This window comes from Microbacterium foliorum (assembly GCF_006385575.1).
Lineage (GTDB): Bacteria > Actinomycetota > Actinomycetes > Actinomycetales > Microbacteriaceae > Microbacterium > Microbacterium foliorum_B.
The window spans coordinates 292,959-308,674 of record NZ_CP041040.1; the positions used below are offsets into that span (position 1 = coordinate 292,959).

At 69.1% G+C, this 15,716-nt stretch carries 12 protein-coding genes; 11 read left to right on the top strand and 1 reads right to left on the bottom strand.

The window, feature by feature from the left end; translation table 11 throughout:
- The first annotated feature begins 9 nt into the window (after positions 1 to 9).
- From FIV50_RS01485 to FIV50_RS01510, 6 genes are all read left to right on the top strand, one after another.
- Complete coding sequence (locus tag FIV50_RS01485; protein ID WP_140038576.1) at positions 10 to 1,032, top strand: FecCD family ABC transporter permease; 1,023 nt, start codon at positions 10 to 12, stop codon at positions 1,030 to 1,032.
- Positions 1,029 to 2,111: a FecCD family ABC transporter permease gene (locus FIV50_RS01490; RefSeq protein WP_375137387.1), complete on the top strand. Its 1,083-nt coding sequence runs from the start codon at positions 1,029 to 1,031 to the stop codon at positions 2,109 to 2,111. Before FIV50_RS01485 ends, FIV50_RS01490 begins: the two co-directional genes overlap by 4 nt.
- Positions 2,108 to 2,908, top strand: a complete 801-nt coding sequence (locus tag FIV50_RS01495; protein WP_140035878.1) for an ABC transporter ATP-binding protein — start codon at positions 2,108 to 2,110, stop codon at positions 2,906 to 2,908. The genes FIV50_RS01490 and FIV50_RS01495 overlap by 4 nt, the downstream gene beginning before the upstream one ends.
- A complete protein-coding gene (locus FIV50_RS01500) occupies positions 2,898 to 3,854 on the top strand; it encodes a siderophore-interacting protein (protein ID WP_140035879.1) in 957 nt (318 codons plus the stop codon). The genes FIV50_RS01495 and FIV50_RS01500 overlap by 11 nt, the downstream gene beginning before the upstream one ends.
- 57 nt (positions 3,855 to 3,911) lie before the next feature.
- Positions 3,912 to 4,754, top strand: coding sequence for an SDR family NAD(P)-dependent oxidoreductase (locus tag FIV50_RS01505; protein WP_258184364.1), 843 nt, complete (start codon positions 3,912 to 3,914; stop codon positions 4,752 to 4,754).
- Positions 4,755 to 4,827: 73 nt separating this feature from the next.
- Positions 4,828 to 5,694, top strand: a complete 867-nt coding sequence (locus tag FIV50_RS01510) for an alpha/beta fold hydrolase (protein ID WP_140035880.1) — start codon at positions 4,828 to 4,830, stop codon at positions 5,692 to 5,694.
- Positions 5,695 to 5,719: 25 nt separating this feature from the next.
- Here FIV50_RS01510 and FIV50_RS01515 read toward each other — a convergent pair whose 3' ends face one another.
- Positions 5,720 to 6,727, bottom strand: a complete 1,008-nt coding sequence (locus FIV50_RS01515) for a LacI family DNA-binding transcriptional regulator (RefSeq protein ID WP_140035881.1) — start codon at positions 6,725 to 6,727, stop codon at positions 5,720 to 5,722.
- 215 nt (positions 6,728 to 6,942) lie between these two features.
- Between FIV50_RS01515 and FIV50_RS01520 the strand changes: the two genes are divergently transcribed.
- The 5 genes from FIV50_RS01520 (at position 6,943) to FIV50_RS01540 (ending at position 15,680) form a co-directional block, all read left to right on the top strand.
- A complete protein-coding gene (locus FIV50_RS01520; protein WP_140035882.1) occupies positions 6,943 to 8,949 on the top strand; it encodes a beta-galactosidase in 2,007 nt (668 codons plus the stop codon).
- A gap of 105 nt (positions 8,950 to 9,054) precedes the next feature.
- On the top strand, positions 9,055 to 10,281 hold the full coding sequence (locus tag FIV50_RS01525; protein WP_140035883.1) for a sugar ABC transporter substrate-binding protein: 1,227 nt from the start codon (positions 9,055 to 9,057) through the stop codon (positions 10,279 to 10,281).
- Positions 10,282 to 10,345: 64 nt separating this feature from the next.
- A complete protein-coding gene (locus FIV50_RS01530; RefSeq protein WP_140035884.1) occupies positions 10,346 to 11,968 on the top strand; it encodes an ABC transporter permease subunit in 1,623 nt (540 codons plus the stop codon).
- Entirely contained in the window at positions 11,968 to 12,879 is a 912-nt protein-coding gene (locus FIV50_RS01535) for a sugar ABC transporter permease (RefSeq protein ID WP_140035885.1), read from the top strand. The genes FIV50_RS01530 and FIV50_RS01535 overlap by 1 nt, the downstream gene beginning before the upstream one ends.
- Before the next feature lie 32 nt (positions 12,880 to 12,911).
- Positions 12,912 to 15,680, top strand: a complete 2,769-nt coding sequence (locus FIV50_RS01540; protein WP_140035886.1) for a glycosyl hydrolase 53 family protein — start codon at positions 12,912 to 12,914, stop codon at positions 15,678 to 15,680.
- Positions 15,681 to 15,716: the final 36 nt, after the last annotated feature.

A 15,716-nucleotide genomic window follows, 5' to 3' on the forward strand; every position in this document is an offset into this window, starting at 1 on the left:
ACCATGCCCATGCCGGGCGCCGCAGACCTGCGGCGCCCGGCATGGGCGCGCTCGCTCTGGCTGCTCGTCGGCCTCGGAGTGCTGCTCGTGCTCTGCATCCTGTCGATCTGCTTCGGTGTGCGCGCCGTGAGCATCGACGACATCTTCGCCGCGCTCAGCGGGCAGGATGACACGCTCGCCCAGGCCGCGATCATCAAGCGTCTTCCGCGCACCGTGCTCGCGATCCTCGTCGGCGCGGCTCTCGCCCTCTCCGGCGCGACGATGCAGGCGGTCACCCGCAACCCGATCGCCGACCCCGGCATCCTCGGCGTCTCGAACGGCGCCTCGCTCGCCGTCGTCATCGGCCTCGCGTTCATCGGCCTCACCGACGCCTACAGCCAGATGGCTCTCGCCATCATCGGAGCCGCTCTCGCCGCGGCCTTCGTCTACACGGTCGGCTCGCTCGGCCGCGGTGGCGCCACACCTCTCAAGCTCGCCCTCGCGGGTGCGGCCACGTCGGCCGCTTTCGCCTCGCTCATCAGCGCCATCATGCTGCCGCGCGTCGACCTGCTGCAGGCTTTCCAGTCGTGGCAGATCGGCGGCGTCGGCGGTGCCGAATGGCCGCGCATCGCGATCACCGCTCCGGTGCTCGCACTCGGAGCGCTGATCTGCTTCATCAGCGCTCGGGGCATGAACTCCCTCGCCCTCGGCGATGACATGGCCAAGGGGCTCGGCGAGCACGTGTTCCGCACGCGCCTCATGTCGGCCCTCGGCGCCGTGATCCTCGCCGGCGCGGCCACCGCGATCGCGGGTCCGATCGGCTTCGTCGGTCTCGTCATTCCGCACGTCTGCCGGATGCTGATCGGTACCGACCATCGCTGGCTTCTGCCGTTCTCTGCGCTCGCCGGCGCTGCTCTGCTGCTCGCGAGCGACATCGTCGGTCGCGTGATCTCGCCGACATCGGAGGAGATCCAGGTCGGCATCATCACCGCCATCATCGGCGCCCCGTTCTTCATCTGGATCGTCCGTCGTCAGAAGGTGCGTGAACTGTGAGCACCATCGACCGGGCTGCGGCCCAGACTCCTGCGGCATCCGAACGCACTCGCGACTCCGTTGCGGCGATCATCGCCGGCCGTCGTTCGCGCCACCGCCGCCACGCCGTCGCGACCATCGTGCTCGGCGCGATGCTCGTGGTGCTGTTCACCGTCGCCCTGATGATCGGCAACACGTTCTATCCGCTCGACGACGTGATCCGTGTGATCCTCGGCGAGACGGTTCCCGGCGCCTCGTTCACTGTCGGCGAGCTGCGCCTGCCTCGGGCGGTGCTCGCTGTTCTCGCCGGATTCGCGTTCGGCATCGCGGGCGTCTCGTTCCAGACGCTGCTGCGCAATCCGCTCGCCTCGCCCGACATCATCGGCATCTCGAACGGCGCGGGCGCCGCAGCCGTGTTCGGCATCGTGGTGCTGTCGCTGAACGGTCCGGTCGTCTCTCTGCTCGCGCTGGGCGGCGCGATCGTCACGGCAGGGGTCATCTACCTGCTGTCGATCAAGAACGGCTTCGCCGGCACGCGCCTGATCCTGATCGGCATCGGCATCGCGGCGATGCTGCAGAGCATCATCTCGTACATGCTGTCGAGAGCGGCGAGCTGGGACATCCAGACCGCGATGCAGTGGCTCACCGGCAGCCTGAACAACGCCTCGTGGGAGCGCGTGATGCCGCTCGCGATCGCCGCCGCAGTGCTCCTGCCGCTGCTGCTCTCGCAGGGTCGGGCACTCGGTGCGATGCAGCTCGGCGACGACTCGGCATCCGGTCTCGGTGTGCGGGTCAACACCACCCGCCTGCTGTTCATCCTGGGCGCCGTCGCGCTGCTCGCCTTCGCGACCGCCGCCTGCGGCCCCATCGCCTTCGTCGCGTTCATGGCCGGTCCGATCGCCGCCCGCATCACCGGCCCCGGCGCGAACCTGCTGCTTCCGAGCGCGTTCGTGGGGGCCGTGCTGGTGCTCGGAGGCGACCTCATCGGCCAGTTCGCGTTCGGCGAGCGCTACCCGGTCGGCGTCATCACCGGTGTGCTCGGTGCTCCGTACCTCATCTTCCTGCTCATCCGCACCAACCGCTCGGGAGGCTCCCTGTGACCGAGGCGCACACCCTGACGGCCGAGTCCGTCACCCTCGCCTATGGCGACCGCACGATCATCGACGGACTCGACCTGGCGATCGCCCCCGGCAAGATCACGACGATCGTCGGAGCGAACGGATGCGGCAAGTCGACGCTGTTGCGCTCGCTCGCGCGCCTGCTTTCGCCGACCGCCGGCCAGATCGTGCTCGACGGCAAGTCGGTGCACGCGCGCCCCACCAAGGAGGTCGCTCGCATCCTGGGTCTGCTGCCGCAGTCGCCCGTCGCGCCCGAGGGCATCGCCGTCGCCGACCTCGTCGGTCGTGGTCGGCATCCGCATCAGAAGATGCTCGCCCGCTGGAGCGCCCACGACTACGAGATCGTGGCGGATGCCCTCGAGGCGACCGGCACCACCGACCTCGCCGACCGCAGCGTCGACGAGCTCTCGGGTGGCCAGCGTCAGCGCGTGTGGATCGCGATGGCGCTCGCGCAGGAGACCGACATCCTGCTGCTCGACGAGCCGACCACGTTCCTCGATGTCGCGCACCAGGTCGAGGTGCTCGACCTGCTCACCGACCTGAGCGTCTCGCGCGGCACCACGATCGTCATGGTGCTGCACGACCTCAACCTGGCCGCCCGCTATGCCGACGAGCTCGTCGCGATGAAGGAGGGCAGGGTGCACGCCACCGGTGCTCCGCAGGACGTCGTGACCGCGCAGCTCGTCGAAGAGGTCTTCGGCCTCGCGAACCAGATCACCATCGACCCGGTCTCGGGAAAGCCGATGGTCACCCCTATCGGAAGGCATCATGTCCGCTGAGACGACGACCGAACGCCCCACCTACGTGCTGGCTCGCGCCGAGGTGCGCGCGGTCGAACGGGTGTCGCCGAACTTCGTGCGCGTCACGTTCGGCGGTGACGACCTCTTCGAGTTCGGCACGCCGGGAGACGTCTTCGACTCGCGGATCAAGATCGTGTTCCCGCCGGCATCCGGCATCCTTCCCCAGCTCGACCGCGAGACCGACGACTGGTGGGGGTCGTTCCTCGCCGTTCCCGAGGAGGAGCGCGGATCCATGCGCACCTACTCGGTGCGCGACCTGCGGGTGACGGATGCCGGCACCGAGCTCGACGTCGATTTCGTGCTGCACCTGGCACCAGGACTCACGGGTCCCGCGTCGAGGTGGGCCGATGCGGCCACCGCCGGCCAAGAGCTGTTCATCGTCGGACCACGTCGAGGGGTCGCTGCGGCGGCCCACGGTGGGGCCGAATACGAGCCCGGCACCGCTGCGTCGGTCCTTCTCGCCGGTGACGAGACTGCGGCTCCCGCGATCGCCCGCATCCTCGAGGACGCCCCGAACGACCTGCGAGGCTGCGCGTTCATCGAGGTGCCGTCGCCCGCCGACATCCTGCGCATCGACGCTCCCGCGGGAGTCGAGGTGCACTGGCTGCCCCGCGATGCCGGTGAGCCCCACGGTGTGCGGCTCATCCCCGCCGTGCTCGAGTACCTCGGCGATGCGGATGCCGCCGACGAGCTCGATGTGAAGGACATCGAGTCCGAGGACCTGCTCTGGGAGACGCCCGACTACTCGGGCCTCGGCGAGGAGATCGCGGCGGCGGATGCCCCCGCCGAGCGCTACTTCTGGATCGCCGGCGAGAGCGGCGTCGTCACGACACTGCGCCGTCACCTGGTCAAGGACCTCGGCATCGACCGCTCGCAGGTCGCCTTCATGGGCTACTGGCGCCGCGGCGTAGCTATGCGCGGCTGAGGCGCCGTCGCTCGGCGAATCTCACCAAGCGCCGACGCTTCTCAGGACGCGCTCCACGTGACCGGCGGCAATCGGGGCCTGGGGCGAGCCCTCACCCTCGCCGCCCTGGATGTCGGACACGCGGTGGTGGCGACGGTCAGAGGCGACCACACGCTGCCCGACCACGAGCGGCTGACCGTGATGAACCTCGACGTGCGTGACCGCGCGGCGGCACACGAAGTCGTAGAGCACGCTGCCGGGGTGCGCGGCAGCATCGACGTGCTCGTGAACAACGCCGGCTACGGCGTGATCGGGGCCGTCGAAGAGGCCTCGGAAGAGGATGCTCGCGCGATCGTCGACACGAATCTGCTCGGACCCCTCTGGCTGAGCCAAGCGGTCATCCCGATCATGCGCAGTCAGGGCAGCGGCCACATCGTGCAGATCTCGACGGTGGGAGCCGTCGGGACGATGCCGATGCTCGGCCTCTACAACTCCACCAAATGGGGCCTCGAGGCGTTCAGTGAGGCGATGGCGGGGGAGGTCGGACGATTCGGCGTCCGCGTCTCCCTGATCGAGCCGGGCGCGCTCGACACCGAGTGGGCGGGCTCGAGCATGCGGTTCAGTTCGCCCCTGGCCCCCTACGACGGCAACGAATCGAGATGTTCGGCACTGCCGAGGTGCCCTGGCCTGCGGCTGAGTCGGGAGGCGGCACGACACCGCAGGGTGCTGCCGCGGCGATCCTCGCCCGAGTCGGGGCGACGGACGATCCCCGCCTCCGCGTGCTCGTCGGTGACGACGCGCCCGCCCAGGTCGCAGCGGCTCTCTCGCTGCGCCAGAAGGACTACGCCCTCGATCCACGCTTCCCGACCGCTTGACGCGCTGCCCTGCCGTGCGCCGTCGACGCGAGCGCTCGTAGTGTGAACGACTTGGTGGCGCACGGGGATGCCGCGTCGTAGCATCCCAGTGAGATCGTTCGCCGATGGAGGAGGCCGCAGTGACGCAGCACACGCTCGAGCTATCGGAGGTCGATCTGGTCTACGACGTTCACGGGCCGCTGCCGACCGTGGATGGTCGCCCTCCGCTGATGATGATCGGCCAGCCGATGGACGCGAGCGGATTCCAGGCCCAGGTGAAGCTGTTCGACGATCGCACCGTCGTGACCTACGACCCGCGTGGGTTGGGCCGCAGCACGCGCAAGGACGGCGGCGTCACGAACGAGCCGGAGACCCAGGCCGAGGATGTCCACGCGATCATCGAGGCGCTCGGCGCCGGCCCGGTAGACATGCTCGCGAGCAGCGGCGGTGCGGTGACCGCACTCGCTCTGGTCACGGCACACCCGGGTGACGTCGCGACCCTGGTCGCCCACGAGCCGCCGATCGACAGCGTGCTGCCGGATGCCGAGGCTGTCCACCGTGCGCGGGTCGCTTACACGCAGGTGTATCAGGACAAGGGGTGGGGCGCAGGGATGGCGGCGTTCGTCGCGATGACCTCGTGGGAGGGCGAAGTCACCGATGAGTATCTCGCGCAGCCAGCGCCTGACCCCGCGGCATTCGGGATGCCGACCGATGACGACGGCTCGCGGGACGACCCGTTGCTGTCAGAACTCTCGTGGGCGGTTCCCCTCTACGTGCCGGACATCGAGGCTCTGAAGGCGGCGCCCACCCGGATCGTCGTGGCCGTCGGAGAGGAGTCGCTGAAGGTCTACACCGGCCGCACTGCGATCGCCCTGGCCGAGCAGCTCGGCCAGCAGGCGACGGTCTTCCCCAGTCACCACGGCGGCTTCATGGGCGGCGAGTTCGGCTATGCCGGTCAGCCCGAAGCGTTCGCGGCGAAGCTCCGCGAGGTGCTCGACCGGGCGTAGGGCTGCGGCTGCAGCGTGGGCGTCCTTACGCGCTCTCGCGCACCACGAGCTCGGTGTCGAGGATGACGGAGCGGGGGGAGGCGCCGGCGATGACCTCGAGCAGCACGGCGACCATCTTCGCGCTGATCTGATCCCAGGGCTGACGCATGGTCGTGATCGGCGGCTCGTGGGTCGCGGCGAGGCCCGAGTCGTCGAAGCCGGCGATCGCGATGTCCTCGGGCACACGGCGCCCGGCGCGGCGGGCGGCGGCGATGGCTCCGGCGGCCATCCGGTCGGATGCGGCGAAGACCGCGTCGACGTCGTGCTCGAGCATCCGGGTCATGGCCGCCTGCCCTGACTCGAACGAGTAGTCGCCCACCTCGACCAGGGTCTCGTCGAACAGCTCGCCGAGCTCTTCGCGGAAGCCGACCAGGCGGTAGCGACCGCCGGGGGTGTCGTCGGGACCCGTGATCATGCCGATGCGGCGGTGGCCCTGCGCCACGAGGTGCGCGGCCATCGTGCGGGCCGAGGCGACCTCGTCGACCGAGATCGTCGAGAGCTCGCGTTCGTGTCCAAGGGGCAGTCCGCAGCAGACGGTGGGGATGCCGACCTCGATCAGCTGGTCGAGCAGAGGATCGGACTCGTGCGACGAGATCAGCATGACGCCGTCGACGTGCCCCGCACTGAGGAACTGTGCGACGCTCTCGCGCTCGGCAGGGGTTCCGGCGACGAGCAACACCAGGGTCATCGCCCGCTGTGCCAGGGCTTCGGCCGCACCGCGCAGCAGCAGCGCGAAGGTCGGGTCATCGAACAGCAGCTGCTGCGGTTCGGTCAGCAGGAACGCCAGAGAACCGGCGCGGCCCGTCGCCAGACTGCGGGCGTGGTGGTTGGCGGTGTAGCCGGTGGCGAGGATCGCCTCTTCGACAGCCTGCCTGGCATCGGGGGACACCCAGTGCCCGCCGTTGATCACCCGCGAGACCGTGCTGCGGGACACCCCCGCCTGCGCCGCGATCTGGCGGATCGTCGGCTTGCGCTTCGCGCTGACATCACTCATCGCCTGTGACTCTACCCACAGCATCCCGTCCAGCGGTAGTCCAACCTGGGACCGGTCTCAGTTCGATAACGGCGGTTGTGGCCGAGGGGCAACCTGGGGTAGAACTGAGACCGGTCCCAGTCAGTCTCATGAGTCAGGCTGAGACCGGTCCCAGTCGATTGAGCGACTGCACGACGGGACCGCACCACGAACCACACCGACCCGATGGAGTGCCGATGACCTCGCCCCACGCCTGGCCTGAGCTGCGCGGAATCGCCTATGGCGGCGACTACAACCCCGAGCAGTGGTCGCCCGAGACGTGGCGTGACGACGTCATCCTGATGCGCGAGGCCGGGGTCAACCTGGTCAGCGTCGGCATCTTCTCGTGGGCGCTCATCGAGGTCGCCGAGGGCGAGTTCGACTTCGCCTGGCTCGACGAGCTGCTCGACCTGCTGCACGCGAACGACATCAAGGTCGACCTCGGCACGCCCACGGCATCCCCGCCGGCGTGGTTCTTCGCGAACCACCCCGACGCCCATGTGATCGACCGCGAGGGTCGCACGATGGGCTTCGGCTCGCGCGGCATGGCCTCGCACTCGTCGCCGGCCTACCGCGAGGCGATCGTGCGGATCGCGGATGCACTCGCGACGCGCTACGCGCAGCATCCGGCCGTCGTGCTGTGGCACGTGCACAACGAGTACGGCGTTCCCGTCGGCGAGGACTACTCGCCCGCCGCGGTCGCCGCCTTCAGGCTCTGGCTCCAGGAGAAGTACGGCTCCCTCGACGCGCTGAACAGCGCGTGGGGCACCGCCTTCTGGGGTCAGCACTACTCGGCATGGGAGCACGTCGGTGCCCCGGCCATCGCCCCGAGCGTCGTGAACCCGGCCCAGCGCCTCGACTTCGCGCGCTTCACGGATCACCAGCTGCGCGCATGCTTCATCGCCGAGCGCGACGCGATCCGCGCGCACGCCACGCAGCCTGTCACCACGAACTTCATGGCCAACCAGAGCTGGACCACCGACCTCTGGGCCTGGGGCCGCGAGGTCGACATCGTCTCTGACGACCACTACCTGTGGGCCGCCGACGAAGACGCGCACATCGGGCTCGCGATCGCGGCCGACCTGAGCCGCTCGGTCGGCGGGGGCAAGCCGTGGATCCTCATGGAGCACTCGACCTCGGCCGTCAACTGGCAGCCGCGCAACATCGCCAAGCGTCGCGGAGAGATGAAGCGCAACTCCTTCACGCACCTCGGCCGCGGGGCCGACGGCATCCTGTTCTTCCAGTGGCGCGCGGGCCGCTCGGGTGCCGAGAAGTTCCACTCCGCGATGCTGCCGCACGCCGGCACCGAGTCGCGGGTCTTCCGCGAGGTCGTCGATCTGGGCACCGCGCTCGGCCGCCTCGACGAGGTGCAGGGCAGCACGGTCAAGGCCGACGTCGCGATCCTCTGGGACTTCGAGTCGTTCTGGGCACAGGACCTCGAGTGGCGCCCCTCCGAAGACGTCACGCACGCCGCCCAGGTGCGCCGCTTCTACGAGCAGCTGTGGCGCGACGGCATCACGGTCGACTTCGCTCTGCCCGGGCAGGACCTCTCGGGCTACCGCCTGGTCGTCGCGCCGGCGCAGTATCTGCTCAGCACCGCGGATGCCGCGAACCTCACCTCGTACGTCAAGGAGGGCGGCACGCTGCTCGTGTCGTTCTTCTCGGCCATCGTCGACGAGAACGACGCCGTGCACGCCGGTGGCTTCGTCGCCCCGCTGCGTGACGCGCTCGGCCTCACGGTCGAGGAGTTCCTGCCGCTGCGCGAGGGCGAGAGCCACGGACTCGACTGGGTCGACCACGAGGGCATCGTCGCCGACGTCTGGCAGGAGGACATCGCGCTCGAAGGAGCCGAGGTCGTCGCGAACTTCTCGGGCGGCCCCGGCGAGGGCGAGCCCGCGATCACGCGCCACCGCCACGGCGCCGGCACCGGCTGGTACGTCGGCACCCGACTGGATGCCGCGGGAATGCGCGCACTCCTGCACGAGGTCTACGCCGATGCCGACGTCACCCCGTCGGGTGTCGCCGAAGGTCTCGAGGTCATCACCCGCCACGGCGCCGACGCGGTCTATCGCATCGCCGTGAACCACCGTGATGACGACGTCGAGCTCGAAGCCGCAGGCGTCGAGCTCCTCAGCGGCGCCGAGATCTCGGGCGCCCTGACCATCGCGGCGCGCGGCGTCGCCGTCATCCGCACCTCCCACTGACAGCACGACCCGCACGACCCTGCACCACCTCGAATCACACAGCAACACCCACCCCGGTCGCGATGACGCGCAGCGCATCGTCGGCCACGACAGATAGGAAAACGCATGCGCAAGCACATCGGAGTCGGCGCACTCGCTCTGGCCGCGGCCGTGGTCCTCGCGGGCTGCTCCGCCGGCGCACCCGAAGGCGGCGACGACGCCGCATCCGGCGACGGCGCGGAACTCGTCATCTGGACGGATGCGGAGCGCGAAGCCGCGATCACCGCCGCCGCCGAGGCATTCGAAGAGGAGACCGGAGCCACGGTCACCCTCGTGCAGAAGAACTTCGAAGACCTCCGCAACGACTTCATCGCGCAGGTCCCGACCGGCGAGGGCCCCGACATCACCGTCGGCGCCCACGATTGGCTCGGCGCGCTGGTCGCGGCCGGTGTCGTCGACACGATCGACCTCGGCGACAAGGCATCGGAGTTCGAGCAGGTCGCCCTCGACGCCATGACCTACGACGGCCAGCTCTACGCGATGCCGTACTCGCTCGAGACCATCGCTCTCGTGCAGAACGTCGACCTCGTCGGTGCTGAGGCCCCGGCCACCTGGGACGACATGATCGCGAAGGGTGTCGCTGCCGGCACCGAGCGTCCGTTCGTCATCAACACCGGCGGCGAGACCGGCGACGGCTACACGATGTACGGACTGCAGACGTCGTTCGGCGCCCCCGTCTTCGTGCAGGACGACACCGGCTCGTACACCAGCGAGGTCGGCATGGGCGGAGCGCCCGGCGAGGCGTTCGCCACCTGGCTCGGCGCCAACGGCTCGAGCGGCACCGGATACATCTCGACCACGATCGACTACGACATCAACAACGAGCTGTTCGCGTCGGGCAAGGCCCCGTACACGATCCAGGGCCCGTGGGCCATCAGCGCCTTCGAGGGTGTCAACGTCGCCGTGAACCCGATCCCCTCTGCGGGTGGCGAGGCCGCCGCGCCGTTCGTCGGCGTGCAGGGCTTCTACCTCTCGAGCAAGAGCAAGAACGCGCTGCTCGCCCAGGAGTTCCTCACGAACTACCTCGGCACCGAAGACGCGCAGCGTGCGCTCTACGAGGCCGACCCCCGCATCCCCGCGTGGTCGACGCTCGCCGAGGAGGTCTCGTCAGACCCGATCACCGCCGGCTTCGTGGCATCCGCTCAGTCCGGCGTTCCGATGCCGTCGATCCCCGAGATGGGCTCGGTCTGGGATCTGTGGAACGCCGCGCAGGCGCAGATCATCAACGGCGCCGACCCCGTGTCGACGTGGAACACCATGGTCGCCGACCTCGAGACGACTCTCGCCGGTTGACCCCGCCAGACGGGGAGGGGCCCGAAACCCTCCCCGTCTCGCGATCCTCAGACAGGACGCACACATGACGATCCAGGCACCTCCGGCCGAGGCCCCCACCCCCGTGGTGAAGCCCTCGCGCGAATCCCACGCCCGCCGCTTCCGCGGCCTCGGCTGGGGCTTCCTCATCAAGCTCGCGCTGATGGCGTTGGTCAACGCCTTCGGCATCATGACCGCGATCTCGGCCTGGAGCGCCGAGTCTTGGATCGTCCTCGGCGTCGTCGTGCTACTGGTGATCATCGCCGACTGGGTGTACTTCACCCGCAAGGCGCTGCCGCTGAAGTACCTGCTGCCCGGGCTGATCTTCCTGCTCGTCTTCCAGGTCTTCATCTTCGGCTACACGGCGTACATCGCCTTCACGAACTACGGCACCGGTCACGTCGGCACGCAGGAGCAGGCGGTCGAGGCCGCGCTGATCCAGGGCGAGCGTCGCATCGACGGCTCGTCGGACTACCCGCTCTCGATCGTGCAGCGCGGCGGCGAGCTCGGCTTCGCGATCGTCGACGACGACGGTGACGTGCAGGTCGGATCCGCGACCGAGCCGCTGACCACCGCATCCGATGCCGAGATCGGCACCACCGGCGCCCCGAGTGAGGTGCCCGGCTGGGAGGTCGTCCCACGGGCGACCGTGCTGACCGACCCGACACTCGGAGCGACGATCAAGGACCTCAGGGTTCCGGTCTCGGACGACCCGAACGACGGGTCGATCCGCACCCGCGAGGGGTCGACCGGCTCGGTCTACGAACCCACGCTGGTGTGGGATGCCGAGGCGCAGACGATCACCGACACGCAGTCGGGCACGGTCTACACGGCCACGGATCTCGGCGCGTTCGTCGCCGAGGACGGCACGGCGCTGCCGACCGGTTGGTCGGTGAACGTCGGCTTCGCCAACTTCGTGAAGCTGTTCACGGATGCGAACCTCGCCGGCACCCTGCTGAGCGTCACCGTGTGGACGTTCGCCTTCGCGATCCTGTCGGTCGTACTCAGCTTCGCCGTCGGACTCGGTCTCGCGATCGTCTACAACGACCCCCGCGTCAAGGGCCGCCGGTTCCTGCGGGCGCTGTTCATCCTTCCCTATGCCTTCCCGGCGTTCATGGCCGCGCTGCTGTTCCGCGGCATGTTCAACGCCGAGTTCGGCGTGATCAACGACCTGTTCTTCTTCGGCTCGCAGATCAACTGGCTCGGCGACCCGTGGCTGACCCGAGCCGCGGTGATCTTCGTGAACGTGTGGCTGAGCTACCCGTACTGGTTCCTCGTGTGCACGGGCGCGCTGCAGTCGCTGCCGGGCGAGACCCTCGAGGCCGCCGAGATCGACGGCGCCAACAAGCTGCAGCGCTTCCGGGCAATCGTGCTGCCGCTGCTGCTCGTGTCGACCGCACCCCTGCTGATCGCCTCGTTCGCGGTGGCCTTCAACAACTTCACCGTGATCTACACCTTCAACAACGGCGGGCCGGCCATCGCCGGCGCTCCGTACGCACTGGGCTCGACCGACATCCTCGTCTCGGCCATCTACGACGTCTCGGGCGTCTCGGGTGGTGCGGCCGACTACGGCCTCGCGAGCGCGCTGTCGATCATCGCCTTCATCGTGGTCGGCCTCATCTCAGCGCTGAGCTTCCGACAGACCCGCAAGCTCGAGGAGTACCAGTGATGAGTGAGACAAGAGTCATCGTGACCGGTTCATCGAAAGAAGCGGATGCCGCGCGCGCAGGCGCCCGACGGCGTCGGTGGTGGAGCGAGGTCGGCTGGAAGTACATCCTGGCCGCGGGCGTGCTGTTCTTCGCCGCGTTCCCGCTCGTCTACGTGCTGTCGGCGTCGCTCAACCCGAACGGCAGCCTCGCGGCATCCAGCGCCCTGTTCAGTGCGTTCGACCCCGCGAACTACATCGCCCTCGGCGAATCCCGCTACTGGGTGTGGTTCGGCAACACCCTGCTGATCGGCGGCGTGACCGCGGTCGGCTCCGTGCTGATGGGTGCCTGCGGCGCCTACGCGTTCTCTCGCTTCCGCTTCAGCGGTCGACGCGCGAGCCTCACGACGCTGCTCGTGCTGCAGATGTTCCCGCAGGCGCTCGCCTTCATCGCGATCTTCCTGATGCTGCAGACCATCGGCGACGTGGTTCCGGCGCTCGGCATCAACTCGAAGATCGCGCTGATCTGCGTCTACCTCGGCGGCGCACTCGGTGCGAACACCTTCTTGATGTACGGGTTCTTCAACACGATCCCCGTCGAGATCGACGAGTCGGCGAAGATCGACGGCGCCAGCCATGCGCAGATCTTCTGGCGGCTCATCATGCCGCTGGTCGTGCCGATCCTCGCGGTCGTCGCCCTGCTCGCGTTCCTCGCGGCCTTCGGCGACTTCATCCTGTCGAAGATCATTCTCACCTCCGAGGACAACTGGACCCTCGCCGTCGGCATGTACCAGTGGGTCTCGAACCAGCTGACCTCGCGCTGGGGGCTGTTCGCCGCCGGTGTCGTCGTCGCCGCCGTGCCCGTGCTCGCGCTGTTCTTCTCGCTGCAGAAGTACATCGTCGGCGGGCTCACCCAGGGATCCGTCAAGGGCTGATCCTCTCTTCCTGCACTGCTCGAAAGGCCGTCATGCACCGTCGCACGCGTTCCCTTCTCTCCACCGCCCTGGCCACGGTCACCGCCGTCGCCCTGATCGGGGTCGCGCTGCCGGCGTCGGCCGCGTCGTCCGCGGCATCCGTGCCCGCGGCCGTCGCATCCGCCGAGCCGGTGGATGCCAGCATCACCGTCCCGCGAGTCGAGAACCTGCCCGCCGACTTCATCGGCGGCGTCGACGTGTCGTCGGTGCTGTCGCTCGAGGAGTCGGGCGTGGTGTTCCGTGACGCCGCGGGCACGCCCGGCGATCTGTTCGAGATCCTCGCCGACGCCGGGGTCACCGACGTGCGCGTGCGCGTGTGGAACGACCCGTTCGACGCTAACGGCAACGGCTACGGCGGCGGCGACGTCGACGTGGATCGGGCGATCGAGATCTCGCAGCGGGCGACGGATGCCGGGCTCGGCGTACTCGTCGACTTCCACTATTCCGACTTCTGGGCCGACCCCGCGAAGCAGCAGGTGCCCAAGGCGTGGGAGGGCCTGACGGCCGATCAGGTCGCCGCGGAGGTCGGCACGTTCACCCGCGATGCCGTGCGACGACTGGTGGATGCCGGAGTCGACCTGCGCATGGTGCAGGTGGGCAACGAGACCAACGGCGGCGTCGCCGGAGTGCGCGGCTGGGACGACATGGCGAAGGTGTTCTCGGCAGGCTCGGCCGCCGTGCGCGCCGAAGCGCCCGACACTCTCGTCGCCGTGCACTTCACCAATCCCGAGCGCGCCGGCTTCTATGCCGACGTCGCCGCGCAGCTCGACCGCCGCGACGTCGACTACGACGTGTTCGCGTCGTCGTACTACCCGTTCTGGCACGGCACACCCGAGAACCTCACGTCGGTGCTCTCGCACATCGCCGAGACCTACGGCAAGAAGGTCATGGTCGCCGAGACCTCGTGGGCGTTCACGCTCGACGACGGAGACGGCCACGGCAACGTGATCGACCTGCCCGCCGAGGCGACGCAATACCCCGTGAGCGTGCAGGGTCAGGCCGATGCGGTGCACGCGGTCGTGCAGGCGGTCGCCGACGTCGGCGAGGCCGGCATCGGCGTCTACTACTGGGAGCCCGCGTGGCTTCCGGTGGGGCCGCCGTCGCAGCTCGAGCAGAACAAGGTGCTCTGGGAGCGCGACGGCTCGGGGTGGGCTTCGAGCTTCGCGGGCGAGTACGAGCCCCATGATGCAGGCCAGTGGTTCGGCGGATCGGCGTGGGAGAACCAGGCGCTGTTCGGCTTCGACGGCACGGCATCCGATGCCCTGAACATCTTCTCGTACGTGCGCACCGGGGCCCAGGCTCCGCGGGCGGTCGAGTCGGTGCAGCCCGTGGCGCTGCAGCTGGTCGAGGGTGATGCGGTCGACCTGCCCGACGAGGTGTCCGTGCTCTACAACGACGGCTCGTCGGAGCAGCAGGCGGTCACCTGGTCTGACGCGGCGCAGTACATCGAGGGCATCGGCGAGTACGCGATCTCGGGTGTGACGGATGCGGGCCTCGCGGCCTCCGCCACTGTGACGGTCGCCGCGCGGAACTTCCTGCGCAACCCCGGCTTCGAGGATGCGGACACGAGCATGTGGAGCGTGAACGGATCCGGGCTCACGCTGCGTGCGTGGGACGACCCGCGCAGCGGAACCCACTCGGCGCACTTCTATTCGGCATCCGCGTACTCGTTCGAGCTGTCGCAGACGGTGACCGGGCTGCCCGCAGGGTCGTATGTCGCGCGGGCGTCGCTGCAGGGTGACGGGGAGGGCGCCGACGGACGGGCGTCGCTGTCGCTGTCGGCCCCGTCGACCGCCGGTGCCGCTGCGGCCTTCGGGTTCGACGGCTGGCGGGTGTGGTCGACGCCGACGACCGACGCGCTGCAGGTCGGGGCCGAGGGCACGGCTGTCGTGCGAGTCTCCGCGGCTCTTCCGGCGGGGGCGTGGGGAACGATCGACGATCTCGAACTCGTGCGCGAACCGGTGCCCGGTGCCGATACCTCACAGCTGCGCGAGCGGCGCGATGCGGCTGCGGCTCTCGACCTGGCGGCGTATGTCGAGGCGTCGACGGATGCGGTGCCGGGTGCGATCGCGCGAGCCGACATCGTGCTCGCGGCGACCAGCCCGAGTGCATCGGCTGTCGCGGGTGCGCTGGATGCACTGGATGCCGCCGTCGACGCGCTCGTGCTGAAGGACTCGGCGACGGCCGCGCCGGCGCGGGGAGTGCTGTCGCACGACAACGGCCATGACACCGGGCTGCTCGACGGCGACTTCACGCTCACCATGAACCTGTGGTGGGGGTCGAACGCCACGAAGCTCCGGGTGTTCGAGAACGGCACGCTGATCGAGACGGTGCCGCTCACCTTCGGCGGGAGCGCGGCGCAGACCGCGCAGGTCGCCGTGACCGGGAAGGGGAACGGCAGCTACGTCTACACCGGCGAACTGGTCAACTCGAGGGGCGTGACGGCGGTGAAGCCCGTGACGGTGAAGGTGACGGATGCCGCCCCCGGCGTGCCCGTGCTCTCGGCCGACAATTGGGACGGCGACGGCTCGTACACGCTCACTGCCGACATGTGGTGGGGCACGAACGCGACCTCGTACCGCCTGTACGAAGACGGCGCGCTGATCTCCCAGGGCGACATGGTCGCGAGCAGTCCCGCCGCGCAGCGGGTGGCGGTGCCGGTCGCCGACCGTGCGGTGGGGAAGCACACCTACCGCGTCGAATTCGTGAACGCCGCCGGCAGCACCCAGAGCAAGACGCTCACGGTGACCGTCAAGCGCTGACGGCGCACGGCGAGAGCCCGGCATCCTGAGGCGGAT

Coding starts and splice junctions, on each gene's coding strand:
- FIV50_RS01485 (WP_140038576.1), top strand. CDS start 10: ATGCCGGGCGCCGCAGACCTGCGGCGCCCGGCATGGGCGCGCTCGCTC.
- FIV50_RS01500 (WP_140035879.1), top strand. CDS start 2,898: ATGTCCGCTGAGACGACGACCGAACGCCCCACCTACGTGCTGGCTCGC.
- FIV50_RS01515 (WP_140035881.1), bottom strand. CDS start 6,727: ATGAGTGATGTCAGCGCGAAGCGCAAGCCGACGATCCGCCAGATCGCG.
- FIV50_RS01520 (WP_140035882.1), top strand. CDS start 6,943: ATGACCTCGCCCCACGCCTGGCCTGAGCTGCGCGGAATCGCCTATGGC.
- FIV50_RS01525 (WP_140035883.1), top strand. CDS start 9,055: ATGCGCAAGCACATCGGAGTCGGCGCACTCGCTCTGGCCGCGGCCGTG.
- FIV50_RS01530 (WP_140035884.1), top strand. CDS start 10,346: ATGACGATCCAGGCACCTCCGGCCGAGGCCCCCACCCCCGTGGTGAAG.
- FIV50_RS01535 (WP_140035885.1), top strand. CDS start 11,968: ATGAGTGAGACAAGAGTCATCGTGACCGGTTCATCGAAAGAAGCGGAT.
- FIV50_RS01540 (WP_140035886.1), top strand. CDS start 12,912: ATGCACCGTCGCACGCGTTCCCTTCTCTCCACCGCCCTGGCCACGGTC.